Origin of the sequence: Mycobacterium shimoidei (genome assembly GCF_900417275.1) — a bacterium.
Lineage (GTDB): Bacteria > Actinomycetota > Actinomycetes > Mycobacteriales > Mycobacteriaceae > Mycobacterium > Mycobacterium shimoidei.
On sequence record NZ_UEGW01000001.1, the window covers coordinates 595,588 to 616,834 of the forward strand.

Annotated in this window: 22 protein-coding genes and 1 riboswitch; of the genes, 10 read left to right on the forward strand and 12 right to left on the reverse strand. The window is 65.3% G+C overall.

What is annotated here, in order from left to right; translation table 11 throughout:
* Nucleotides 1-25 precede the first annotated feature (25 nt).
* The gene (locus MSP7336_RS02960) at nucleotides 26-304 is read left to right on the forward strand and encodes a hypothetical protein (RefSeq protein ID WP_069397409.1); all 279 of its coding nucleotides are present in this window, start codon (nucleotides 26-28) and stop codon (nucleotides 302-304) included.
* A gap of 7 nt (nucleotides 305-311) precedes the next feature.
* Here the strand turns inward: MSP7336_RS02960 and MSP7336_RS02965 are convergent, their stop codons facing one another.
* Genes MSP7336_RS02965 through MSP7336_RS02985 form a run of 5 tightly spaced genes read right to left on the reverse strand, consistent with a single transcriptional unit; the run spans nucleotide 312 to nucleotide 7,344 of the window.
* The gene (locus tag MSP7336_RS02965; protein ID WP_069397408.1) at nucleotides 312-638 is read right to left on the reverse strand and encodes an STAS domain-containing protein; all 327 of its coding nucleotides are present in this window, start codon (nucleotides 636-638) and stop codon (nucleotides 312-314) included.
* A complete protein-coding gene (locus MSP7336_RS02970; protein ID WP_069397407.1) occupies nucleotides 635-4,501 on the reverse strand; it encodes a SpoIIE family protein phosphatase in 3,867 nt (1,288 codons plus the stop codon). Before MSP7336_RS02970 ends, MSP7336_RS02965 begins: the two co-directional genes overlap by 4 nt.
* A complete protein-coding gene (locus MSP7336_RS02975) occupies nucleotides 4,498-4,869 on the reverse strand; it encodes an STAS domain-containing protein (protein WP_069397406.1) in 372 nt (123 codons plus the stop codon). Before MSP7336_RS02975 ends, MSP7336_RS02970 begins: the two co-directional genes overlap by 4 nt.
* A 57-nt stretch (nucleotides 4,870-4,926) precedes the next feature.
* Nucleotides 4,927-5,607, reverse strand: coding sequence for a PAS and ANTAR domain-containing protein (locus MSP7336_RS02980; protein ID WP_069397405.1), 681 nt, complete (start codon nucleotides 5,605-5,607; stop codon nucleotides 4,927-4,929).
* A gap of 9 nt (nucleotides 5,608-5,616) precedes the next feature.
* Nucleotides 5,617-7,344 carry an MFS transporter gene (locus MSP7336_RS02985; RefSeq protein WP_232321101.1) on the reverse strand — a complete coding sequence of 576 codons (1,728 nt, stop codon included), beginning with the start codon at nucleotides 7,342-7,344 and terminating at the stop codon, nucleotides 5,617-5,619.
* 104 nt (nucleotides 7,345-7,448) lie between these two features.
* Nucleotides 7,449-7,559: riboswitch (TPP riboswitch) on the forward strand.
* On the opposite strand from MSP7336_RS02985, the gene thiC reads away from it, so the two are divergent.
* From thiC to MSP7336_RS03000, 3 genes are all read left to right on the forward strand, one after another.
* The gene (gene thiC / locus MSP7336_RS02990) at nucleotides 7,550-9,187 is read left to right on the forward strand and encodes a phosphomethylpyrimidine synthase ThiC (RefSeq protein ID WP_069397403.1); all 1,638 of its coding nucleotides are present in this window, start codon (nucleotides 7,550-7,552) and stop codon (nucleotides 9,185-9,187) included. (Overlaps the previous riboswitch by 10 nt.)
* Nucleotides 9,184-10,011, forward strand: coding sequence for a bifunctional hydroxymethylpyrimidine kinase/phosphomethylpyrimidine kinase (thiD, locus tag MSP7336_RS02995; RefSeq protein ID WP_069397402.1), 828 nt, complete (start codon nucleotides 9,184-9,186; stop codon nucleotides 10,009-10,011). The genes thiC and thiD overlap by 4 nt, the downstream gene beginning before the upstream one ends.
* A complete protein-coding gene (locus tag MSP7336_RS03000) occupies nucleotides 10,008-10,625 on the forward strand; it encodes an alpha/beta hydrolase family protein (RefSeq protein WP_069397401.1) in 618 nt (205 codons plus the stop codon). The genes thiD and MSP7336_RS03000 overlap by 4 nt, the downstream gene beginning before the upstream one ends.
* On the opposite strand, the gene MSP7336_RS03005 is transcribed toward MSP7336_RS03000, so the two are convergent.
* The 3 genes from MSP7336_RS03005 to MSP7336_RS03010 form a co-directional block, all read right to left on the reverse strand.
* Nucleotides 10,608-11,324 (reverse strand): GAF and ANTAR domain-containing protein, encoded by a 717-nt coding sequence (locus MSP7336_RS03005; protein WP_069397400.1) that lies wholly within the window; start codon nucleotides 11,322-11,324, stop codon nucleotides 10,608-10,610. The two genes, MSP7336_RS03000 and MSP7336_RS03005, sit on opposite strands and share 18 nt — an antisense overlap.
* A gap of 3 nt (nucleotides 11,325-11,327) precedes the next feature.
* Nucleotides 11,328-11,489, reverse strand: a complete 162-nt coding sequence (locus MSP7336_RS23660) for a hypothetical protein (RefSeq protein WP_157123592.1) — start codon at nucleotides 11,487-11,489, stop codon at nucleotides 11,328-11,330.
* Between the two features lie 84 nt (nucleotides 11,490-11,573).
* Complete coding sequence (locus MSP7336_RS03010) at nucleotides 11,574-12,029, reverse strand: Hsp20/alpha crystallin family protein (protein WP_113964748.1); 456 nt, start codon at nucleotides 12,027-12,029, stop codon at nucleotides 11,574-11,576.
* Nucleotides 12,030-12,174: 145 nt separating this feature from the next.
* On the opposite strand from MSP7336_RS03010, the gene MSP7336_RS03015 reads away from it, so the two are divergent.
* The 3 genes from MSP7336_RS03015 (at nucleotide 12,175) to MSP7336_RS03025 (ending at nucleotide 14,388) form a co-directional block, all read left to right on the forward strand.
* Nucleotides 12,175-12,528, forward strand: a complete 354-nt coding sequence (locus tag MSP7336_RS03015; protein ID WP_069397399.1) for a MerR family transcriptional regulator — start codon at nucleotides 12,175-12,177, stop codon at nucleotides 12,526-12,528.
* A gap of 84 nt (nucleotides 12,529-12,612) precedes the next feature.
* Entirely contained in the window at nucleotides 12,613-14,103 is a 1,491-nt protein-coding gene (locus MSP7336_RS03020) for a flavin-containing monooxygenase (RefSeq protein WP_425325730.1), read from the forward strand.
* Nucleotides 14,104-14,112: 9 nt separating this feature from the next.
* A complete protein-coding gene (locus MSP7336_RS03025; RefSeq protein ID WP_113963012.1) occupies nucleotides 14,113-14,388 on the forward strand; it encodes a hypothetical protein in 276 nt (91 codons plus the stop codon).
* Here the strand turns inward: MSP7336_RS03025 and MSP7336_RS03030 are convergent.
* A complete protein-coding gene (locus MSP7336_RS03030; protein ID WP_244917404.1) occupies nucleotides 14,363-15,595 on the reverse strand; it encodes a TetR/AcrR family transcriptional regulator in 1,233 nt (410 codons plus the stop codon). The genes MSP7336_RS03025 and MSP7336_RS03030 overlap by 26 nt on opposite strands.
* A gap of 119 nt (nucleotides 15,596-15,714) precedes the next feature.
* Between MSP7336_RS03030 and MSP7336_RS03035 the strand changes: the two genes are divergently transcribed.
* The 3 genes from MSP7336_RS03035 to MSP7336_RS03045 are packed head-to-tail and all read left to right on the forward strand — an operon-like array spanning nucleotide 15,715 to nucleotide 17,168.
* On the forward strand, nucleotides 15,715-15,939 hold the full coding sequence (locus tag MSP7336_RS03035) for a hypothetical protein (RefSeq protein WP_069397397.1): 225 nt from the start codon (nucleotides 15,715-15,717) through the stop codon (nucleotides 15,937-15,939).
* Nucleotides 15,936-16,823 (forward strand): oxygenase MpaB family protein, encoded by an 888-nt coding sequence (locus MSP7336_RS03040; protein WP_069397396.1) that lies wholly within the window; start codon nucleotides 15,936-15,938, stop codon nucleotides 16,821-16,823. The genes MSP7336_RS03035 and MSP7336_RS03040 overlap by 4 nt, the downstream gene beginning before the upstream one ends.
* Nucleotides 16,824-16,853: 30 nt before the next feature.
* Nucleotides 16,854-17,168 (forward strand): hypothetical protein, encoded by a 315-nt coding sequence (locus tag MSP7336_RS03045; RefSeq protein WP_069397395.1) that lies wholly within the window; start codon nucleotides 16,854-16,856, stop codon nucleotides 17,166-17,168.
* Between the two features lie 21 nt (nucleotides 17,169-17,189).
* On the opposite strand, the gene MSP7336_RS03050 is transcribed toward MSP7336_RS03045, so the two are convergent.
* From MSP7336_RS03050 to MSP7336_RS03060, 3 genes are read right to left on the reverse strand one after another with little or no spacing between them, the layout of a single operon-like run.
* On the reverse strand, nucleotides 17,190-18,701 hold the full coding sequence (locus tag MSP7336_RS03050; RefSeq protein WP_085178718.1) for an HNH endonuclease signature motif containing protein: 1,512 nt from the start codon (nucleotides 18,699-18,701) through the stop codon (nucleotides 17,190-17,192).
* A gap of 32 nt (nucleotides 18,702-18,733) precedes the next feature.
* Nucleotides 18,734-20,218, reverse strand: a complete 1,485-nt coding sequence (locus MSP7336_RS03055; protein WP_069396049.1) for a M28 family metallopeptidase — start codon at nucleotides 20,216-20,218, stop codon at nucleotides 18,734-18,736.
* A 32-nt stretch (nucleotides 20,219-20,250) separates the two neighbouring features.
* Nucleotides 20,251-21,216 carry an anti-sigma factor RsbA family regulatory protein gene (locus tag MSP7336_RS03060; protein WP_084226428.1) on the reverse strand — a complete coding sequence of 322 codons (966 nt, stop codon included), beginning with the start codon at nucleotides 21,214-21,216 and terminating at the stop codon, nucleotides 20,251-20,253.
* Between the last annotated feature and the right edge of the window lie 31 nt (nucleotides 21,217-21,247).

Genomic DNA, 21,247 nt, shown 5'->3' on the forward strand with positions numbered 1-21,247 from the left:
CAAACCCAACGTTGCAGAAAGGCAAATGATGGTCGAAAAGAAATCGCGGCGCACCACCTCTCAGCGGGAAGCGGTCGACCACATCCGCCGGGGCGAGACCTTCGCGGTCAACCTGCCAGTGGTCGGGAAAATGCAGGTCCCACCACCTGAGCAGCTGGCTTACTACGGCGGATTGGCCGCGCTTGCCGTGTTCGACCTCATCGATTGGCCGGTCGCGTTGGTCATCGCCGCCGGGCACATCCTGGCCAGCAACCAGCACAGCAGGGCGCTCGAAGAACTCGGCGAAGCCCTAGAAGAGGCCTAGCGCAGGCCTAGCAGGCCCGGCGCGCCGCTTCGACGTCGCGGTGAAACGGCAGTTGCATGAGCTCAGCGGCTCTACGAATCGGACTCTGCTCTGACACGACGAGCACGACACCCAGCTTGAGCAACCGGTCCAGCGCGGCGAATCCCGCGCTGTCCAGGTAATGCAGCCGGCTCAATTCCAGAATCACCGGCGCTGCGCCGGTCAGCTCGGTCACCGATTGCCCGAAGTTGTCGGCGTTGGTGACGTCGACCTCGCCGCTGACGGCGACCTCAACTGGGCGCCCGGACCCCGCCGGCTCGGCCATGTTGTGCAGCTGGAAACTGGCACGGCTCATCGGTGCACCAACCGCTCGTCGCTGGCGACCACCTGGTCGAACCGCAGGGTGACCCGGGTGCCCTGGGCGGTGCGGGCGGTGCTGACATGGTCGGCGAGACCGTTCATCAGCGTCAGGCCGCGGCCGCGCCGCTGGCTGCGCTGGCTGGCCGAAGAGTCACTGGACCACTGACCGGCATCGCTGACGGTCACCTCGACGGCGTCGCCGCGCAGGAACGCCTCCACCGAAACGGTGGCGGCGGGATTGCCCCGGCTGCCGTGTTCGATCCCGTTGGTGACTGCTTCGCCGGTGGCCAGCAGGACGTCGGCAAGACGCCTCGAATCAGCGCCGATACTCCCCAGCCAGTCACGTAGCCGGTGCCGTGCCTCGCCGATATGGCTCAGCGTGGCCGGCAGCACGGTCGCGAAACTGCGCGCCGAGCTGTGGCAGGGCCGTATCGCCAACAGCACCACGTCGTCGGTGTATCCGCCGGGCGGGGCCATCCGTTCGAGTAGCTCGGCACAGACCTCGCCGACCGGAAGATCGGCACGGTAGGCGGCCGCTCCCTCCAACCGGGTGAATCCTTGGTCGAGTGTCTCGCCCAGCCGCTCGATCAATCCGTCGGTGTACAGCAGGATCAGACTTCCAGGCGGGAGGTCCTCGGCCCCGGCAGTGTGCGGCGCCGAGTCCGGCCACGCCGCGATGGGCGGACGACGGCCGGACCGCAAGAACACCGGCGCCGCACCAGGTGCCACCAGCAGCGGGTAAGGATGTCCCGCGCAGCTGTATCTGATCCGGGCGGGTGCGTCGCCGACGCCGGCCTCGATCACCGCGTAGCTGACCGTGGCGCAGCGGGCGCCCTCGACCGTGGCCGCGTACCTGTCCAGTGCGGTGAGCACCGCCGTGGGGTCGCCGTCGCTGTTGGCGGTCGCGGCCACCGCGGCACGCAGCCTGCTCATCACGATCGCCGCGGGCAGACCATGTCCGACCACGTCACCGACGGATATCGCGACCTCGCCCGGGCGTTCCAGCGGAACCACCAGATACCAGTCGCCGCCGACCCGCATCGCCTCGCCCGCCGGCTGGTACACGGCGGCGACGACCGCTGCCGTCGATCTGCGGTCCAGGTCGAGAAGATGCTCCTGGAACTCCACGGCGATCCGGTGCTCGCGCTGCACGCTGCGGATGCGGTCCACCGCGGATTGGGTGATCAGCGCTGTGCGGGCGAACATGTCGAGCTCGGCGGCGTCGAACTCGCGCGGCGTCGGCCACAACAACCCGAGGGACCCGATGACGCGTCCGTCCAGGCCGCGCAGCGGCTGGCTGACGCAGGCCCGCACACCGGTCGCCGTCTCCTGTACCACGTGCCGGTAGCGCTCACCGAGACTGAGCGTATCGGTGATAACCATCGGTTCACCGGTCTTGATGACGTCGATGGGCACCAGCGGCGTGTCCATCGAGGCCACGTAATAGCGATCGCGCATCTCAGTGGGAACCGGGCCGGCGAATTCAAACCGGACACTTTCGCCGTCGGCGTCGAGCAAACCCAACGAGATCACCGTGGCGTCGCCCGACACGATCGGCGAATCCTTCAGCGTCTCAACGATTTCGCTCATCGAGGTGGTGGCCTGCAGCGCGGCCTCCAGCTGCGTGAAATCGAGGGCAAGGCGTGTTTGCGCTTCGGTGATTTGCCGACTGGCGCGTTCCCGGGCAGCCGCCGACAATCGCGCCCCGACCCGCTCCACCAAATCCTGTGAGCGAAAAGGCTTGGGCAAGTAATCGTCTGCGCCGGCGGCGTACCCTTCGCTGACAGCCTCCGCGTCGGCGCGAGCAGACAGCATCACCACGGGGGTGGCTGCCAGCTCGGCGTCGGCACGGATCGCGGCAAGGAAGTGCAAGCCGTCCAGCCCCGGCATCATCACGTCGGTCACAATCAGGTCCGGACGAAGTTCGCGGGCCATCTGCAGCGCGGCATCGCCGTCGCCGGCCAGCACCGTTCGCCAGAACGGAGCGAGGACCCATTCCAAATGCGCTCGCATATCAGCGTTGTCGTCGGCGATCAGAACCAGCTCGCGGCCATCGTTGCCGGCCTCGCTGCCGGCCGACGACTGCGGCGACGCCAGCCATTGGTTCGCCTCGACGACGTACGGGTTGTCCCCCAGACCCACGCCCGGCCAGTCGACTGGTGCGTCACTGGCCGACGTGGGCAACCGAATGGTGACAGTGGTGCCCCGGTCGAGTTCGCTGTCAATCTGGAAGGTGCCGTGCTGCAGCTCGACCAGCCCGCGCACCAGCGCCAACCCGATCCCGGCCCCCTCCACGGTGCGTCCGCGCGCGGAATGAGCCCGGAAAAACCGCTTGCCCACCTGCTTGAGATCGTCCTGGGAGATACCGACGCCGGTGTCGCGGATGGCGATGTGGCAGTGCGCCGAATCTTTGTGCGCCGTAACGAAAATCGAGCCCGCCAGCGTGTATTTGACTGCGTTGGACAGCAGGTTGAGGATAATCGTCTCCCACATCGCCGGATCGACGTCGGCCAGCGTCGGGTGACAGTCCAGCACGAGATCGATTCCGGCTCGCTGACACAGTTCGGTGAACGACGACGCAATGTGCGCCGTCAACGACCCGACATCGGTGCACACCAAGTCGGCTGCAGCGCGACCGGCTTCGAGCCGGGAAAAGTCCAGCAGCGAGTCAACCAGTCGCAGCAGGCGCCCCGCGTTGCGCCGCGCAGTCCTGAGTCGGTGGGTGAGCAGCTGGTCGTCGCCTGCCTCGGCGAGCGCATCCTCGAGTGGACCGGTCAGCAAGGTCAGCGGCGTGCGGAACTCGTGGCTGACGTTGGTGAAGAAAGCGGTCTTGGCCCGGTCGAGTTCGGCGAGAGCATCGGCTCGTCGCCGCTCCTGCTCATAAGAGACCGCGGACGCCATCGCCGAGGACAGCTGGTCGGCGAGCAGCTGGCAAAAGCCGCGGTACTGCGCATCCAGCGGTCGGCGGGGGCTGGTTCCGACCACCAGCGCGCCGGCGACCGGACCCTCGTCCCCCATGGGCAACACCAGGGCCTGGTCCGGGCAGCCGCTGCCCAGGATGTCATCGATCCCGACGAGAACCGAGGCGACGTTGTCGATGATCTGGATATCCAGGCGGGAACGCTGCTGTGGATCCCAGTCCGTCAAGCCCGCCAGCGTGGGCGGCAGCAGTGACTGAACCGACGCCGTCGCACCCCGCAGGGTCAGTTCGGACGATCCGCGTTCGCCGACATAGGCAGCGACGAATGGCAGGTCGGCGGGCTGATCGGTGCACACCGCGAGGGCCCCGGCAACCGCATCGTCGATCGTGCGGCTGTCCATGACGGCGGACGCCACCGAATTGAGCAGGTACAGACGTCGCTTGCTCAACACCCGCTCGGTGGTTTCGGCGACCGCGCAGAAGATCCCGCAGACCTCGCCGCCGCCGCCGATCATCGGGCCGTAGGTGAAGGTGAAAAACCGTTCCTGCCGGCGGCCACCGGTCATGATCGGCAGCATCAAATCGTCGGACCAGGTCGCTTCGCCGGTGGTGATGACGCTGGTGAGCATCGGCTCGATCGGTTCCCAGATGTCCCACCACACATACCGACCGCGCCGGCCCAGCGCCTCCGGGTGCTTGTCCCCCAGCAGCGGGATGTAGGCGTCGTTGTAGACCAGGAACAGATCTTGCGCGCCCAACCACAACACGATCGGGAACCCGGAGGTCAGCGCAACCGAGACCGCGGACCGCACTTCCACCGGCCAATCCTGGGGCGGACCCAAAGGGTGGGCTTCCCAATCGAATTCGGCGAACCGCTGCCCCATTTCGCCACCCAGCTTGACCGCTGCGGCAAGATCCGGCGGCAGCGACGGTGTCACGGCTTCTGCTCGGAACCGCGTCCCTGCAGAGCGTCAGACAGCGTGCGATAAAGCTCGAGAACGCTGTCGAGGTTGGTCACTTCGATCGGCCGCACCACCAGGTCGTTGTCGGCCACCACCCGCACCGACGTGCCCTCTTCGGCTCCCCGCCGGTGGCAATCCAGCACAGCGTTCAGACCCGCGCTGCCGAAGTAGGTCAACCCCTGCAGATCGATCACGAGCAATCTCGCGGAGTGGGTTTCGGCCCGGTCTAACGCGTCATCGAGATTCGATACAAGCTGCTTGACAGTGCTGGAGTCCACCTCTCCCTTGGCGTGCACGACCACCGCGTCCGGCAGCACTTCAGAATCGACCGCCAACAGTTCCATTCACTCACCCCACCTGGCTTCGTCCAAAGCGACCTTGAGCCTAACCTGGCGTCCGATCTAACTCTCGGGTTCTCTGCCCACCCTCTCGTGGATCGTCAGCAACAGGTGGTCGAATGCGCGCTGGACGTCGCCCGAAGACGGCGGCAGAGTGCGCACTTCGCTGACCAATTGGTTGGCCAGTACCCGCAATTTGGTGTTGGTCTCTTGCGATCGCCACCGCAGCACTTCGAACGCTTGCTCACCGTTGATCCGGTAAATCGCCATCAGCACGCCCTTGGCCTGCTCGATGACTGCCCGTGCATCGAGCAGGTCGGGTAGCTCTTCGTCGAGAACTTCCTGGCGGGTTGCGTCGCGCCGCTGGTGCAACGTGCCGGTCAAGTCGATGTAGTAGCCCGCAGTGCCCACCACCGCGCCGATGTCATCGGTGATCCGATCCCCCACCACGATCGCGTCGTGGACGGCGCCGGCAGTGTCGACGAACCGGTGCCGGCTGGAAAACGACCGGCCGCCATGCAGCGCCTGGTCCAGAAGTTCCTGGACGTGCGCCCGGTCGTCCGGATGTTTATGCGACAGCAGCAGTTCCGTCGTGGGCTCCACCGAGCCGGGTTCATAGCCGTGCATCCGGGCCACCTCGTCGGACCACTCCCAGCGCTGCCCGACGAACCAGAACCGGAATCCACCCACTTCAGCGGCGTGATCGGTGTCGATCGACCTGCCGGTGTGGGCGGGGTGCTGCATGACAAAAAATCATTCCATTCGCGAGTCGACCCGGCCAAGGGGCAACACCTCGACGGCATATCGGCCCGGGGTCACCAACGAGGCCAGCGCACCCAGGACCATCATCACCGCGGCCACGATGAAAACGACCGTCAACCCGGTGTGAAACGGCGCGGACAACAGCATCGGGAAGAACGTGTGCCCGGTGAGCACATCGGCGGCGACACCCGGATCCCGCAGCGCCCCCGACGGTCCGAGCAGCTCGGCGATCGGGTTGTAGCCGAGGAACGCCGCGAAAAGGCTGCCGACCGGCGGGGTGTGCGCCACCTGGTTGGCCACCGAGGCATCCACCCCCTGCTCCTGCAGCCCGGCGCTCATCGCGCCCGGTAGCGAGTTGGCCAGGCCGACAACCATCAACGAGAAGAACAGGCCGATCGACAGCGAAGTGCCCGCGTTGAAGAAGGTGGCCCGCACACCGGACGCCGAGCCACGTTGATCGGCCGGCACACTGGACATGATCACCGCGGTGTTGGGTGCGGCGAAGATCCCGCCACCAAGCCCGTTGAGGAAAACCAGCGTCGCGAACACCCAGTAGCTGAAGTCCACCGGGATGATTGTCAACACCACGAATGTGCCTGCCATCAAAAGCATTCCCCCGACGGTAAAAGGCCGGGCGCTGCGCCGGTCGGCCAGTGAACCGGCCAGCGGGCCGCCCAGCAAAAACCCCACCGTCATCGGCAAGAGGTAGATCCCGGACCACAGCGGAGTCGATTCGAAGCTGTAGCCGCGCAGCGGCAACCAGATGCCCTGCAGCCAGATGATCAGCATGAACTGCAGCCCGCCGCGGCCGACGGAGGACATCAGGCCCGCGAAGTTGCCCATCCCGAACGCCGCTATCCGAAACAGCCGGATGTCGAGCATGGGGTGTGTCACCCGCAACTCGACGACACAGAACGCCGCGATCACCAACACGCCGAACACCAGGGGACCCAACACCCACGGGTTCGTCCAGCCGGTCGACGAAACACCGTGCGGCTGAATGCTGTACGTGATGCCGGTGAGCAGCGCGGTCAGTCCGAAACCGAACATCACGGTTCCGACCCAATCCACTTTGGCCCGGGTGATCTCCCCGAGCTCATGCAGCGAGCACACCGACCAGACGGTGCCCAGCACCCCGATCGGGACGCCCACCCAGAAGACGGCGCGCCAATCCCACTCCGAGAGCAACCCACCCACTAGCAGGCCGATGAACGAGCCGGCCACCGCCGCGACCTGGTTGATGCCCAACGCCATGCCACGCTGGTTGGCCGGAAACGCGTCAGTCAAAATCGCCGACGACGTCGCCATCAACATTGCGCCGCCGACGCCTTGCACCACCCGCCAACAGATCAGCCACAGCGCCCCGGCTTCGAGCCGGAACGGATCCAGCGCCAACGCGACGGCGGCGACGGTGAAGATGGCGAAGCCGAGGTTGTAGATGCGCACCCGGCCGTACATATCGCCGATCCGCCCGAAGAACACCACCAGGACCGCGGTCACCAGCAGGTAACCCATCAGCATCCACAGCAGGTAGCTGACGTTGGCCGGATCCAGTGCGTCCAGCCCGATGCCGCGAAAGATCGCCGGCAGAGAGATCAAGACGATGGAGGCGTTGATCGTCGCCAACAACACCCCCACCGTGGTGTTCGACAGGGCGACCCATTTGTAGGACGGATGGTCGCGATCCACCGCCAAGCGGCGTCCCGTGGGAGCTGGCAATGGAGTTTCGGTGAACACAAAACGCTTATGTTAGCTATACAAAGGACTCTGACCTAATTCTTTTCCGGCAGCCGGTACTGCCTGCGCTAGCCTGGGCAGCGTCCATAAATCCACGCGGGAGCGCACCCAAGTGCGCTGAGAGGACGGCTCGGGGGCCGTCGACCGTATGAACCTGACCGGGTAATGCCGGCGTAGGGAGAGGAAAATGACCGTCACGTCTACCAGCACCGCACCATCAGTGACCACCGGCCCCATCGCAGGCAGCCACAAGATCTATCGGGAAATCGACCTCTTTCCGGGCGGCCCCACCGGCAAAGTTCCGTTCCGCCGGGTGGAACTGTCCAACGGCGAGCACTTCGACCTTTACGACACCTCCGGTCCCTACACCGACAACCACGCGGTGATCGACGTGCACCGCGGGCTGCCGCCACGACCGGGCGTGGTCCGCGACCGCGGCACCCAGCTGCAGCGCGCCCGCGCCGGAGAGATCACCGCCGAGATGGCGTTCATCGCCGCTCGCGAAGGCATGCCCGCCGAACTGGTGCGCGACGAGGTCGCCCGCGGTCGGGCGATCATCCCGGCCAACCACAACCACCCCGAAAGCGAGCCGATGATCATCGGCAAGGCGTTCGCGGTCAAGGTCAACGCCAACATCGGCAATTCGGCGGTCACTTCCTCGATCGCCGAGGAGGTCGACAAGATGGTGTGGGCCACCCGGTGGGGTGCGGACACCATCATGGACCTGTCCACCGGCAAGGACATTCACGAGACCCGCGAATGGATCATCCGCAACTCGCCGGTGCCGGTCGGCACCGTGCCGATATATCAGGCGCTGGAAAAGGTCAAGGGCGACCCGACCAAGCTGACCTGGGAGATCTACCGCGACACCGTCATCGAGCAGTGCGAGCAGGGTGTCGACTACATGACCGTGCACGCCGGGGTGCTGCTGCGGTATGTGCCGCTGACGGCCAAGCGGGTCACCGGCATCGTGTCGCGGGGCGGATCGATCATGGCGGCCTGGTGCCTGGCCCATCATCAAGAGTCGTTCCTCTACACGCATTTCGAGGAGCTCGCCGACATCTTCGCCCGCTACGACGTGACATTCTCGCTGGGCGACGGGCTGCGGCCCGGCTCGATCGCCGACGCCAACGACGCCGCCCAGTTCGCCGAGCTGCGCACCCTTGGTGAGCTCACCAAAATCGCGAAAGCCCATGGCGCCCAGGTGATGATCGAAGGCCCCGGCCACATTCCGATGCACAAGATCGTCGAGAACGTACGGCTGGAAGAGGAACTCTGCGAGGAGGCGCCGTTCTACACGCTGGGTCCGCTGGCCACCGACATCGCTCCGGCCTACGACCACATCACCTCGGCGATCGGCGCGGCGATCATCGCCCAGGCCGGCACCGCGATGCTGTGCTACGTGACTCCCAAGGAGCATCTCGGGCTGCCCGACCGCAAGGACGTCAAAGACGGGGTGATCGCCTACAAGATCGCGGCGCACTCGGCCGATCTGGCCAAGGGCCATCCGCGCGCCCAGGAAAGGGACGACGCGCTGTCCACCGCCCGATTTGAATTCCGCTGGAACGACCAGTTCGCGTTGTCGCTGGATCCCGATACCGCGCGCGAATTCCACGACGAGACACTGCCGGCCGAACCGGCCAAGACCGCGCACTTCTGCTCGATGTGCGGGCCGAAGTTCTGTTCCATGCGCATCACCCAGGATGTTCGCGACTACGCCGCCGCGCACGGGCTCGACAGCGAGGAAGCCATCGAAGCTGCTATGGAGGAGAAGTCGGCCGAGTTCGCCGCGCATGGCAACCGGGTGTATCTACCTATAGCGTGAGCTACCTGCCCCTGCCCGGTCCGGGCGAGACGCCGATGCGGGTGCTGGCCATCGCCGGGTCGGACTCCGGGGGTGGCGCCGGCCTGCAGGCCGACGTGCGCAGCTGCACCCTTCTCGGGGTTCACGCGCTGTGCGCGGTGACCGCGGTAACCGTGCAGAATTCGGTGGGCGTCAGGGGCTTTCACACAGTTCCCGGCGACGTCATCGCCGCCCAGATCGAAGTGGTCTGTCACGATATCGGCTTGCAGGCAGCCAAGACCGGCATGCTGGCGTCGGGCGAGATCATTGGGGCGGTCGCTGCGGCCTGGCGTGAACATGGCGGCGATGTGCCGCTGGTGGTCGATCCGGTCTGTGCGTCGATGCACGGAGATCCGCTGCTGGACGACGACGGGCTGGCATCGCTTCGGACCGAACTGTTTCCGTTGGCGACCTTGGTGACACCAAACCTGCACGAGGTCCGGCTGTTGGTCGACATCGACGTCGTCGACGCAGACTCGCAGGCCGAGGCGGCCCGCGCGTTACACGCCTTGGGTCCCAAGTGGGCGCTGGTCAAGGGCGGGCACCTGCACGGGTTGGACACCAGCCCGGATTTGCTGTTTGACGGCAACGATTTTTGTGAATTCGAGTCGCCGCGGGTGGACACCGTGCATGACCATGGTGCCGGTGACACACTGGCCGCGGCGACGGCCTGCGCGCTCGCGCACGGCTACCAGGTCCCGGACGCGGTCGCGTTCGCCAAGGGCTGGGTGACCGAATGCTTGCGGGCGTCCTATCCGCTCGGCCACGGGCACGGTCCGGTCTCCCCGCTGTTCCGGCTGTCATGAACCTCGAGCAGATCGACGGTGCCGCACACCGCCCCGACGGCACACCGTCTGGTGTGGTCGTGTTGACCCACGGCGCCGGCGGAAGCAGGGAATCCATACTGCTGCAGCGTCTTTGCGATCAGTGGGCACAGCGCGGCTTTCTGGCGGTGCGCTACAACCTGCCCTACCGAAGACGTCGACCCAAAGGGCCCCCGTCGGGCTCGGCGGCCAACGACCGCGCCGGCATCGTCGAGGCGATAACCGTGTGCCGCAAACTCGCCGACGGCCCGTTGATAGCCGGCGGCCACTCCTACGGCGGCCGGCAGACGTCGATGGTAGTGGCTGCGCATGACGTTGCCGTGGATGTGCTGACGTTGTTCTCCTACCCGGTGCATCCGCCGGGTAAGCCAGAGCGGGCCCGTACCGAACATCTCCCGGAGATCACCGTGCCCACGGTCTTCACCCACGGCAGCTCGGATCCGTTCGGCACCATCGGCGAAGTGCGCGACGCCGCCGCGCTGATTCCCGCACCAACCGAAGTCGTCGAGATCGTCGGCGCCCGACACGATCTCGGGTCGAAGAACATCGATGTGCCGACATTGGCGGTGGATGCGGCACTACGGCTGATCCGCTGAGCGCCCGGCCCGTCTGACCACCTCAGTGGCAAGCTCGACCAGCTTGATGTTTCTGTCCTGGGATGCGCGACGAAGCACGTCGAAGGCATCGGTGTCGGAGATGTCATCGCGCACCATCAGCATCCCGATCGCCTTGCCGATTTCGCGGTTGCTGTCCAGGCCTCGCCGCAGCGTCGCCGCGTCCTGGCCATGCGCGGCAGCATGGGTGGCTACCGTGGCGAACGCAGCCAGCACGCTCGCCCGCTCTACCGACGTCTCGGTGAGGACACCGGGCGCATCGGAGAAGACGTTGAGCACACCGAGTGTCTCGCGATCGACCAACAACCGGCATCCCAGCGCACCGCGCACCGGTGTTTCGGCGATTACCCTCTTCGCCAGACTCGGCCACCGGTCGCTGGTGGCCAAATCCGTTTCCAGTTGGGCGTTCCGGTCATCGCAGGCGTTGACCCACGGTCCGTCGCCGAGCTCACGCGCGAGGGCGTCGATCTTGCGCGCAATGGCGTCGCTGGCCGCCGCCGTCTTGTAGGTGCCGTTACGGCGCAGCATCAAACTTGCCCGATCACAGCCCGGCACAATCAATGTGGCCGCCACACACACCGCGGCGTAGATCTCGGCCGGGGTCGAGCCCTCGTAGACGATGTCGGCCAGCGACGTGAACACCCTCGCCGGATTGACCTGCGTGCGCGATGCCACGACGATGCCTCACAGCAGCCGCGGCAGTGGCACGCTGAGCCGTTGGTCGACCACGTCGGCAACGTCGGCCTCGGTGTCCGACTCGAAATCCGCCGGCAGGTCTGCGGTCATGTCATCGTCGAAAACGTCGGCATATACGTAGTCGCGAACGTTGTCACTCAACTCCGTCATGACTGCTCCTCACAGGGTCGCGATGGCCGATGCCGGGCGGCGGCGCAGGCGTACCTACGCCCCGCCGCCGCCCGCGCCGAATGGTCAGGCGTTGATGACCTCGTGTGCGGCTTTCTCGTCGAGGGCCTTGTGTCCGTTGTGCCCGTCGCCGCGATCGATAGTGATCTTGCGTGGCTTGGCGCGCTCTGCGACCGGGATCCTCAGGCGCAGAACTCCCTCGCGGTAGCTGGCCTCGATCTTGTCGGTCTCGAGGTTGTCACCGAGCACGAGTTGGCGGCTGAAGACGCCGCGGGGTCGCTCGGCGGCCAGCATGTCGCGATTCGGATCGACGGTCGGACGCTCCGCCCGCACGGTCACCACATTGCGCTCGATGTCCAGATCCAGCGAGTCGTCCTGGATGCCCGGCAGATCGAACTCGACGATGAATTCGTCGTCTTCACGCCAGGCGTCCATCGGCATCACCGCAGGACGGGCGGCGGTGCCCAAGACTTGCTGTGCGAATCGGTCGAGCTCACGGAACGGGTCGGTACGCATCAACATCGTTGTCACCTCCGACTCTCCAACTGTGTATCCCTGTCTACCAATAATCTATGTCAGTAGAGATATATTTCGTATATCACTGTTACGATGGTAGTGCAACTGTGGTAAATAGATTTGCTGTGAGAACAGCCAGGGATGATGTTTTATGACCGACCGATCCGACAGCAGCCCCGGCATGCCAGCCCCTGATCAGGGCGTCTACGGCATCTCCGTGGCCGCTGAACTGTCCGGGGTCGGCGTGCAGTCACTACGTCTTTACGAACGCCACGGGCTGCTGCGTCCGGCCCGGAGCGAGGGCGGCACTCGCCGCTACAGCGCCCAAGACTTGGCCAGATTGCGGCGGATCAGCGAGCTGGTAGCCGCCGGCGTCAACCTCGCGGGCATCGCCCGCATCCTTGACCTCGAAGACGACAACGCCGCCCTACACGAGATCAACCGCTCCCTGAGCGGCAAGCGCGGCACAACCGAATCGAGGCAGGACAAGGGCCCAAATCACTAGGTCATGGATACCATCAGCCATACCAGGGAACACATTCGTTGCGACCGGCGGCGGCCGGGCCAGCAACTTACTTTGGAGTAAGATATGTCCGTGAGCACGGAGCAGTACGACGTCCTCGTCGTCGGGGCGGGCTTCGGTGGCATCGGCGCGGCGATCCAGCTCAAGCGACTCGGATACGACAATATCGTCATCCTCGACCGCGAGGACGATCTAGGCGGCACCTGGTACGTCAACCACTATCCCGGCCTGGCGGTCGACATCCCGTCGACCACCTACGCGTACTGGTTCGAGCCCTACCCGTACTGGTCCCGACTGTTCGCGACCGGCCCAGAGCTCAAGCGATACGCCGACCACGTCGCCGACAAGTACGACGTGCGCCGCCACATCCGGTTCAACACCACAGTTGAGAGTGCCCACTGGGACGAGGAAAAGCAGGTATGGCGGGTGACGCTGGCCGACGGGCAAACGCTCGTCACGCGCTTTCTGATCACTGCGACCGGCTTCCTCTCCCAGCCGCACACCCCGGACATTCCTGGTATCACCGACTTCGGCGGCAAGGTCGTCCACACCACCGCGTGGGACCACAGCTACGACTTCCACGGCCGGCGGGTCGGTTTGATCGGCACCGGAGCCACCGCGATCCAACTGATCCCGGAGCTGGCGAAGACGGTGGCCGACCTGACGGTGTACCAGCGCACCGCGATCTGGGTGGCGCCGAAGGTGGATTTCCCGATCCCGCCCGTCGTGCAGCGGCTTTTCGCCCGGGTTCCGCTCACCCAGCGGGCGCTGCGATGGGTGACCGACAGCATGCTCGAGTTCACCACGGTGACCGCCGTACTGAACTATCGCTACTTTCGGCGGCTGTCGGTCGCGGGCATGGACGTGTGCAAGATGCACCGTTTCGCACAGGTTCGCGACAAAGAGCTGCGGCGCAAGCTGACACCTGACTATGACCTGGGCTGCAAACGCCCGAGTTGGTCCAACGACTACTACCGCAGCTTCACCAAACCACATGTGCACCTTGAGACGGCCGGCATCGAGCGGATTGACCCCGACGGCATCGTCACCAAGGACGGACGCAAAGCCGTCATCGACGCTCTGGTGCTGGCAACCGGATTCGATCTGTGGGATGCAAACTTCCCCGCGATTGAGGTGGTCGGGCGCCACGGTCGCAACCTTGGCAAGTGGTGGCGGGAGCACAAGTTCCAGGCCTACCAGGGCGTGTCGATTCCGTACTTCCCCAATTTCCTAAGCTTGGCCAGCCCGTATGCCTTCGCAGGGCTGTCGTTCTTCAACACCATGGAATACCAAATGCGGCACATGGGCCGGCTATTCGGTGAGGTCAAGCGCAGGGGCGCAACTACATTCGAGGTGACCGAAGACGCGAATGCCCGCTTCCTGGAGCGCATGAACCGCAAGCTGGACAACTCGGTGTTCTACACCGGCGACTGCGCCACATCGCGGTCTTACTATTTCAACCACAGCGGCGAGGCGACGCTGCTACGTCCCACCTCGGTACGCAACGCCGTGCGAGAAGGGTCACGATTCCCATTGAGCGATTACGCGATTGCCTAAAGGAGCGCAATGTCACGCAAGAGCAACCGGCTAGCACGCTTCTCGGGTCTGGCGTTGGCCGGTGCCGGGGTGTCTCATTTCACGAGTCCGCAGTTGTGGGAGCCGATCGTCAAGCCGATGTTCCCGCGCGGCACCCGCCAGCACATCTACACCAACGGTGGGATCGAGACCGCGCTGGGGTTGAGTTTCAGTTCCCGGCGGACCCGCAGCCCGGCCATCGTCGGGTTGATCGGCTACGCCGCATACCTGGTAGGCACGGCTATTCGCAACAGCCAAACAGCGTAGCCTGCATCAACTTTCGGACGCACGCCTGCGGATACGCGGAGTTGTCCGCCGTCAGTTCGTAATTCACCAACCGTCCCAGGTCGACGACGAGTGCCATCGCCGCATGCACGAGGAAACGTGCGTGGGTCGTCGGCAGCTCCGGGCGCGCCTGGGTCAGTAACCGCACCCAGGAATCGATCGTCGACCGCTGCACGTTGCGCAGCAATTCCTGGTCGGTCCAGTTCAGGTTCACCCGTTCGGTGTAGTAGATCGAGGCCAGTTCGGGGTTGGCGAACGACGTCGCGACGAATACCTCGACCAGCACCGTCAGCATCCGCCCCGGCTCAGTGATATCAGCGGCGATGGCCGACAGGTGTCCGGAAACCCGGTCGGCCGCGCGTCGCAGGCCGGTGGAGAGGATCTCACCTTTACCGGAGAAGTAACGATAGATCCCGGACACCGGAATTCCTACCGCCGAAGCGATTTGGGCCATGCTGGTTTCGAAATAGCCGTGTCGGCTGAACAACACCATCGATGCGTCCAGCAAGGCTTCGTACACGCCGGCGTTCGGGGTGAAGATACGCCAGCTCGGTGGGCGTGCGATGGTGTCGTCCGGGTGCGGAAGCTGGGCGGCGAGGACCGCCGAAGCGGCCCCACGCAGTACCGAGCGGATCTCGTCGGGCGCTAGCCGGACGCGATGGTCGACGGTGCTGCCGATGACGCTCAGTAAACCTGACGACAGCATCCAGCGCTGCGATGAGGTCAGGGTTGGCCGGATTGCCAAGAGCGGCCGCTGAATTCGATGGTTGACCAGCCGCAACTGATCTTTCAGGGTGGACTCGTCTTCACCGCGCAGGTAACGAGCCTGCCAGCGATACAGTCCGCCCGATTCCCGGTTGACGAGTGTTACCTCGATGAGTGAGTCGACGAGCCGATCGAGGGTGGTGGCGGGATCTGATTGTGGCGTCTCGATTTCGGTGAGGTCGGTGCAGTCGACCAGCTGCTGACCGAGTGTCAGTACCGCGCCGCGGAAGAGGTCGTACTTGCCCGAGTAGTGCCGGTACAGAGCCGGTGCGGAGATTCCTACCATCGCCGCGATCGCTTCCATGCTGACCGCGTGATAGCCCAGCGCGCTGAACGCCTCGGCGGCAGCCCGGGCGATCTGCGTCTTGCGGTCTTTCGGCCGCCGGCGCGCCAGCGCAGCCGACTGGGCGCGGGCGGTCGTCACCGCCTCACCCTAACCACAAATTCCAGCCCGACAACAGACTACCTTCCGATCAGAATCATGATTAACATAATGCCCGAGCGCGAGCTATCGCGACAGCCCGCTGGAAATCGAGGACACCCATGCTGAACAAGATCCGCCAAGTGCTTGGCTTTCAGCTCACAGTCGCCGAGCTGATCGGCTTGGCTTTGATCGTCGGGACACCGTATCTGCTGATAGGAACCATATGGTCGACGACGCACACGGACCATCTACGCGACATGCACGGGGCCGATCTGGTGGTCTCGTTCCTCGGGTCGATCGTCTCATGGCCGGTCCTGCTGTTTGCCGATGTCTGCATGACATGAGGCCGGACAACTCGGAGACACCGCTCACCCTCGCCGACACCAGGATTAACATCACCCGACGAACGGCGCGCTGGGACAACCGGCCGGCCACCGTGGCCGATGCGCTCGACTTCTGGTCGTTCGCCGCCGGCGCCGCCAACGTCGTGATGCAGCTGTCATGGCCGGGTGTCGGCTACGGGGTCATCGAAAGCAAGGTCGAATCCGGCAGCCTGATGAAACATCCGTGGAAGCGCGCACGGACGACCTTCAGCTACTTGGCGGTGGCAATTCTCGGCAGCGCGGAAGACAGGGCGGCCTTTCGTAACGCCGTCGACGCCGCCCACCGGGAGGTTCGATCGGGACCCGAAAGCCCCGTGCAGTACAGCGGGTTTGACCGTGATCTTCAAATGTGGGTTGCTGCTTGTCTTTTCGTCGGGCTCGAAGACGCATATGAGCTGCTGCGCGGCAAGTTGACCGACGAACTCACCGAGCACTTCTACACCTCGGCGTTCACCCTCGGTACCACGCTGCAAGTCAGCGAAGACCAATGGCCGGCCACCCGTGCGGATTTCGATAGCTACTGGAATCAGGCATGCGAACGGGTGGCTATTGACGAGACGGTACGCGCCTATCTACAGGACCTCATCAATCTGCGGATGATCACGCCTGTGCTGCGACCGTTCGCTCCGCTGTTGCGGTTCCTCACCGCCGGGTTTTTAGCCCCCGTCTTTCGTAGCGCGCTGCAGATCGAATGGACTGCCCGCCAGCAGCGTCGATTCGAATATCTGTTTCTGCTCGTGGCATTCGTCAATCGGTTTCTGCCCAAGTTCATTCGGCAGGGCGGCAGTTATGTCCTGCTGGCCGACGTACGTCGACGGATCCGGCGGCGGCGCAGGCTGATTTGAGATCACCGTCAAAGACACAGAAGGAGGACTGTGAAGAATCGTCATTTGCTACTCGCTATCGGCGGCGCGCTGCTTGTGGTCATTGGGGTGATGGCGTTGTGGTGGCCGGTTTTCTTGAACCAGTACGACCAATTCGGCATGCAGATCAGCTGCGGGAGGGCCTACAGCGCGGATCTGTCCCAGGCCGCCGCCGGAGGTGACGCTCTGGTGGCCAAATGCGGCACCGCGCTACTGATTCGCCGGGTCTGGGCGATACCGACTGCGATCCTCGGCTGGGTGATCGTCACCGTCCTGGTGGCGGCGTGGCTGCACCATGCACCCAAGACCGAAGAAGCCCTGGTGTAACGAGAATCGATTGAAGCTCAATCAGAATGGTGCCGGTTCGTCGTCGGGCCCGGGTGGGGGTAGGTCGAAGTAGCTTCGGTGTTGGGCTTGTCGGGCCATTCGGGTAGTGCGGTTGGCGCGCCGTTCGGTGGCGATGCGCTGGGCGCGGTGTTGGGCGCGGGTGCGCCGCCGCTGGGGCATCGCGGCGCGCTGGTCGCAGTAGTCGTGCGGCGGGTCGGCCTCGATGGCCGAGATGGCGCCGGTGGAGTGGCACAGGCTGGGAAACAGCAGCGCGCTGCCGGGGGTGGTGACGTAGGTCTGGCCCGACGGTGAGGTGAGGATCACGGTGCCGTCGGGGAGTTGTTGATCGCGCCAACCCCAGAAGGTTTTCACCAGATGATGGGTGCGGCAATAACATTTGAGGTTGGAGGCATGGGTGGGCCCACCGGCGGCGAACGGGACTGTGTGGTCGATATCGCAGCACCAGGCCGGCACGTCGCAGCCCACCCAGCGACAGGTCAGATCCCGGCAGCGCACGAACTCGGCCAGCGCTTTGGACGGGGTGTAGCCGGGTTCGGGTGGGGCATCACCGGGATGCATCAACGGGGTCAGCTTCGCCGAGCGGGCCAGCTCGGCCACCAGCTCCGGGGGGATCAGCCCATCGGCACCGACCTCCGACGCCGATGCGCCGGTGCGGCCGTCGAGGGCGGCGGGTTCGGCGAGCACATGAATCAGCACCGGGCCCGCCGGGCGCTGCCCGGCCGCGCAGTCGGGGCGCGCGCAGCGGCAGGCCAGCCGATCCGCCCCGCCCGCTAATGCCCCCAGCGCATCGGCGCGGCGCTGCTCAACCGTGCGCGGATCATGCGCGCACACCGTGGCCGCCAACGCAGTCAACCGGGCATCCAGCGCATGCGCGTCCACCGTGCACACCGTGCCGCCGAACTCCGAAAGACCCTCCTGGGCGGCGTCGGTGAACCACACCTCCCGGCCCCTCTGGCGCTCCCGGCGCCGCCGCAGCGCATCCGCGTCGGCGCGGGCCACGATCTTGTCGATCTGCGCCGCCAGCCGGCCCCGGCTCAGCGACGGCCAGCGCACCACATTGACCGCCAACACCGCATCCACCCCGGCCAACACCTCGGCATCGTCGATCAACTCGGTGCGAAACACGATCGTCTGAAACATCCGAAAATCGATATCGCCCGCGGCGAACACCGCCCCCACCTTCGGCAGCCGCTCACGCATCGCCCGCGCATAGCGCAACCGGCTGCCCGCCAACCCCCGACTGATCCGCAACGCCGCCGCCACCTCCGCGGCCACCGCCTCCTCGGTGTCCACCGCCCACCGCTCGGTCTCCGAACACCGCGACAGCCGATACGCGAACAACTCCCCAATCGCTTTCAACTGCGCGGCCGCCGCCCGATTCTCAAAGCGCGCCGCCGAACAAATCCGATCCACCAACGCCCCCGACCGCGGCGTCGCCGACGGGTGCCGCCGCTCGAACAACTCATCAAAACGAGCGATCACCTCCGCCCGCGCCGCGTCATCATCGAACATACATTCGATCGTGCCACACCGGACTGACAAGTTTATTTGGGCAGTTCGTGGCGGGTGCGGTCCTCGCGCATCGGAATACCGTTGCGCCCACCGAGGTCCTGCGCGTACAGGCCGGTCACGTAGGCCACCCCGCGGCCGTTGATCTCCAACGCTGTGCGGTCGAGGTGGTCGTAGGTATCGGTCTCCTTGTGGTAGTTGGGGTCGAACGGCTCGTCGGCGGCGCCGCCCCACAGCTTGACCTGTTCCGCGGATTTCTTTGCCTCGGCGCCAGAGAACAAGCCACCGGCCGGGATGCCGGCAATCGTGAAGCCGTCGTAGTCGGACCGGCCGTCGAACGAGGTGTCCTGCGGGGTCTTGCCGGCCGAGCGCAGGTAGGCCGCAAGCGAACGCTCGATGCCCGCCGACCCTTCCGGCGTCACCGGCTCACCGCGCTTGTCCGGCGGCATCGACAGGTCCCCGTCATAGGTGAAGTAACCCGGATTGGGCGATGCCAGCATGTCGAAATTCATATACAGGGCAATGTCTTTGAGCCCCTCGATATCCAACGATTGGATGTATCTTCTCGAGCCGATCAGGCCGAGTTCCTCGGCACCCCAGAAGCCGAACCGCACCGCGTTTTGCACCTGCGGCGAACTGCCCAGCTGCAGCGCGGTTTCCAGCACCGCGGCCACACCGGACCCGTTGTCGTTGATGCCCGGGCCCTCGGGAACGCTGTCCAGGTGCGCCCCGATCATCACCACGTCGTGAATCGAACCGGTCTTGGTCTGCGCGACGACGTTGCGGGCCTTGATCGGCTTGGTCTCCGCCTTGAGTTTGACGGTGACGGGTCCTGGCTTGTCCCGTAACTGCGAGCCGGCTGATCTGGTGATGCTGACGACAGGGATCTTGACGTCGGTGTGCTCGCCGAGCGTCCCGCCCATCTCTTTTTCGTCGACGTTGTCGGCGATGATCAACGCCACTGCGCCCCGCTGTACGACGACGTCTTGTTTCTGGGCGAACGGGCAAGTGCCACGGTCGACGAGGACCACCGCGCCCTTGACCGGCAGGTTGTCGTAGTCGGAGGCGGTGCATCCCGGGCTGTCGTCCACGGGCGCGGACACCAGCGGCCCGCTCACCCCATCGGGCGGAGTCGGCAGACTGTACTCCAGCGCCCGCGCTTCGAAGGTCTTGCTGCCGATCGTCACCGAGCCGGGCTCGGCGTGGAACACCCGCGCCTCGAATTCGGGCGTTTGCACGTCAAAGCCCTTCTCGCGCAGTGCGTTCACCACATAATCGACGCTCGCCTCGTAGCCGGGAGTGGTCACCGCACGGGTGTTGCCGTTCGCCGAGGCGATCTCCTGCAGTTTCGACAGGTGCGCCATCATCGCGTCGACGCTGATGCGCTCCCGCAGGGCCGCGGCGAAGGCCGAGGCAGGTGACGGGGGCGGTGCGGCGGACTTCGACGAGCCGGCGCAACCGGCAATCAACAACGCCGTCGTCGCAAGCACGGTGAGGATCGCCTTCGATTTGTTAATCACCGCGCCCACGTTAGCGGCCCGCGGCGAAGCGATCAGTCAGCGGTCACGGCGCCGGGAGCAAATCGATCAAGACGCATATACGCATGGATCGTCGTGCCGCCCGGCGAAGTGTGGGTGCGCACCAAGTCGGCAAGTGCGTTCACGACGAACAGTCCGACGGCGCCGGGCCCGCCGGTATTGGGCGGGCGGCGCCCCGCCAGCGGATCGATCAGAAATCCGAGATCGCGGACCTCACAAACCAGATGCCCACTGTGCTCCCAGAAGGCCAGCCGCGATCTCCCGCCGCCGTGTTGCAGGCTGTTGGTGGCCAGTTCGGTGATGACCAGTTTCAGGTCGGCGATTCGGTCGGCGGACAGGCCGAGCAGCCGGCCATATCGGCCGCCGTGTCTGCGTGCACCGGCCAGGTCCTCCGCCTTGGAAACCGTGTACGTCAAGGGTGCCGGCCCAGTGGCCAACGCTTGGTTGCACCGCTGAAGCGCAGCGTCGACGGCGTAGTCCGCGCTGCGCTCACGCGATGCGTTCGAGCCGATCAACGGGTGGGTGGCGCGGATATCGGCGAGGATCTCGTCGTCGAGCAGAGACGCGTCATATGGGCACAGGCCTGCCACGTCGCAGTCTTCGAACGCGATGTTGGCCAAGGCTTCGTGCTGGATGCAGGCGGGATATTCGACCGCGGTGCGACCCGGCCAGACCGGTTCGGCGATCAGCCGGACGGGCCCAGTGCGGTGCTGGTAGATGAAAGCCCATTCGGCGGCGAGGATGCGCCCTGGGTTGCGGCCCATTTCGGTGATGTCGACGAACGTCACGTCGCGCGCCGCAGCGCCCAACGCCTCGCGCAGAATGCTCAATTTCGGAGTGGGAACCGCAGCCCACACAGTCTCTGCCCGCGCCAGCCCCTCGGTGATGAACGGCACCACCGAGTGGACGTACTCGTCGGGTGTTCGGTAGATCACAGCCGAGTGGTCGTAGCCCCGATCTACCGTCGGCGCACTCGCCATACGCAGCCGCTCCGCTCGATCGGTCCGTCCC

Excerpts from the sequence above, each read along its gene's own strand:
- MSP7336_RS03000 (WP_069397401.1), top strand. The coding sequence starts at position 10,008 with ATGAACCTCGAGCAGATCGACGGTGCCGCACACCGCCCCGACGGCACA.
- MSP7336_RS02960 (WP_069397409.1), top strand. The coding sequence starts at position 26 with ATGATGGTCGAAAAGAAATCGCGGCGCACCACCTCTCAGCGGGAAGCG.
- MSP7336_RS02965 (WP_069397408.1), bottom strand. The coding sequence starts at position 638 with ATGAGCCGTGCCAGTTTCCAGCTGCACAACATGGCCGAGCCGGCGGGG.
- thiC (WP_069397403.1), top strand. The coding sequence starts at position 7,550 with ATGACCGTCACGTCTACCAGCACCGCACCATCAGTGACCACCGGCCCC.
- MSP7336_RS03025 (WP_113963012.1), top strand. The coding sequence starts at position 14,113 with ATGTCACGCAAGAGCAACCGGCTAGCACGCTTCTCGGGTCTGGCGTTG.
- MSP7336_RS03040 (WP_069397396.1), top strand. The coding sequence starts at position 15,936 with ATGAGGCCGGACAACTCGGAGACACCGCTCACCCTCGCCGACACCAGG.
- MSP7336_RS23660 (WP_157123592.1), bottom strand. The coding sequence starts at position 11,489 with ATGACGGAGTTGAGTGACAACGTTCGCGACTACGTATATGCCGACGTT.
- MSP7336_RS03050 (WP_085178718.1), bottom strand. The coding sequence starts at position 18,701 with ATGTTCGATGATGACGCGGCGCGGGCGGAGGTGATCGCTCGTTTTGAT.
- MSP7336_RS03020 (WP_425325730.1), top strand. The coding sequence starts at position 12,613 with ATGTCCGTGAGCACGGAGCAGTACGACGTCCTCGTCGTCGGGGCGGGC.
- MSP7336_RS02980 (WP_069397405.1), bottom strand. The coding sequence starts at position 5,607 with ATGCAGCACCCCGCCCACACCGGCAGGTCGATCGACACCGATCACGCC.
- MSP7336_RS03035 (WP_069397397.1), top strand. The coding sequence starts at position 15,715 with ATGCTGAACAAGATCCGCCAAGTGCTTGGCTTTCAGCTCACAGTCGCC.
- MSP7336_RS03010 (WP_113964748.1), bottom strand. The coding sequence starts at position 12,029 with ATGTTGATGCGTACCGACCCGTTCCGTGAGCTCGACCGATTCGCACAG.
- MSP7336_RS03060 (WP_084226428.1), bottom strand. The coding sequence starts at position 21,216 with ATGGCGAGTGCGCCGACGGTAGATCGGGGCTACGACCACTCGGCTGTG.
- MSP7336_RS03015 (WP_069397399.1), top strand. The coding sequence starts at position 12,175 with ATGACCGACCGATCCGACAGCAGCCCCGGCATGCCAGCCCCTGATCAG.
- MSP7336_RS02975 (WP_069397406.1), bottom strand. The coding sequence starts at position 4,869 with ATGGAACTGTTGGCGGTCGATTCTGAAGTGCTGCCGGACGCGGTGGTC.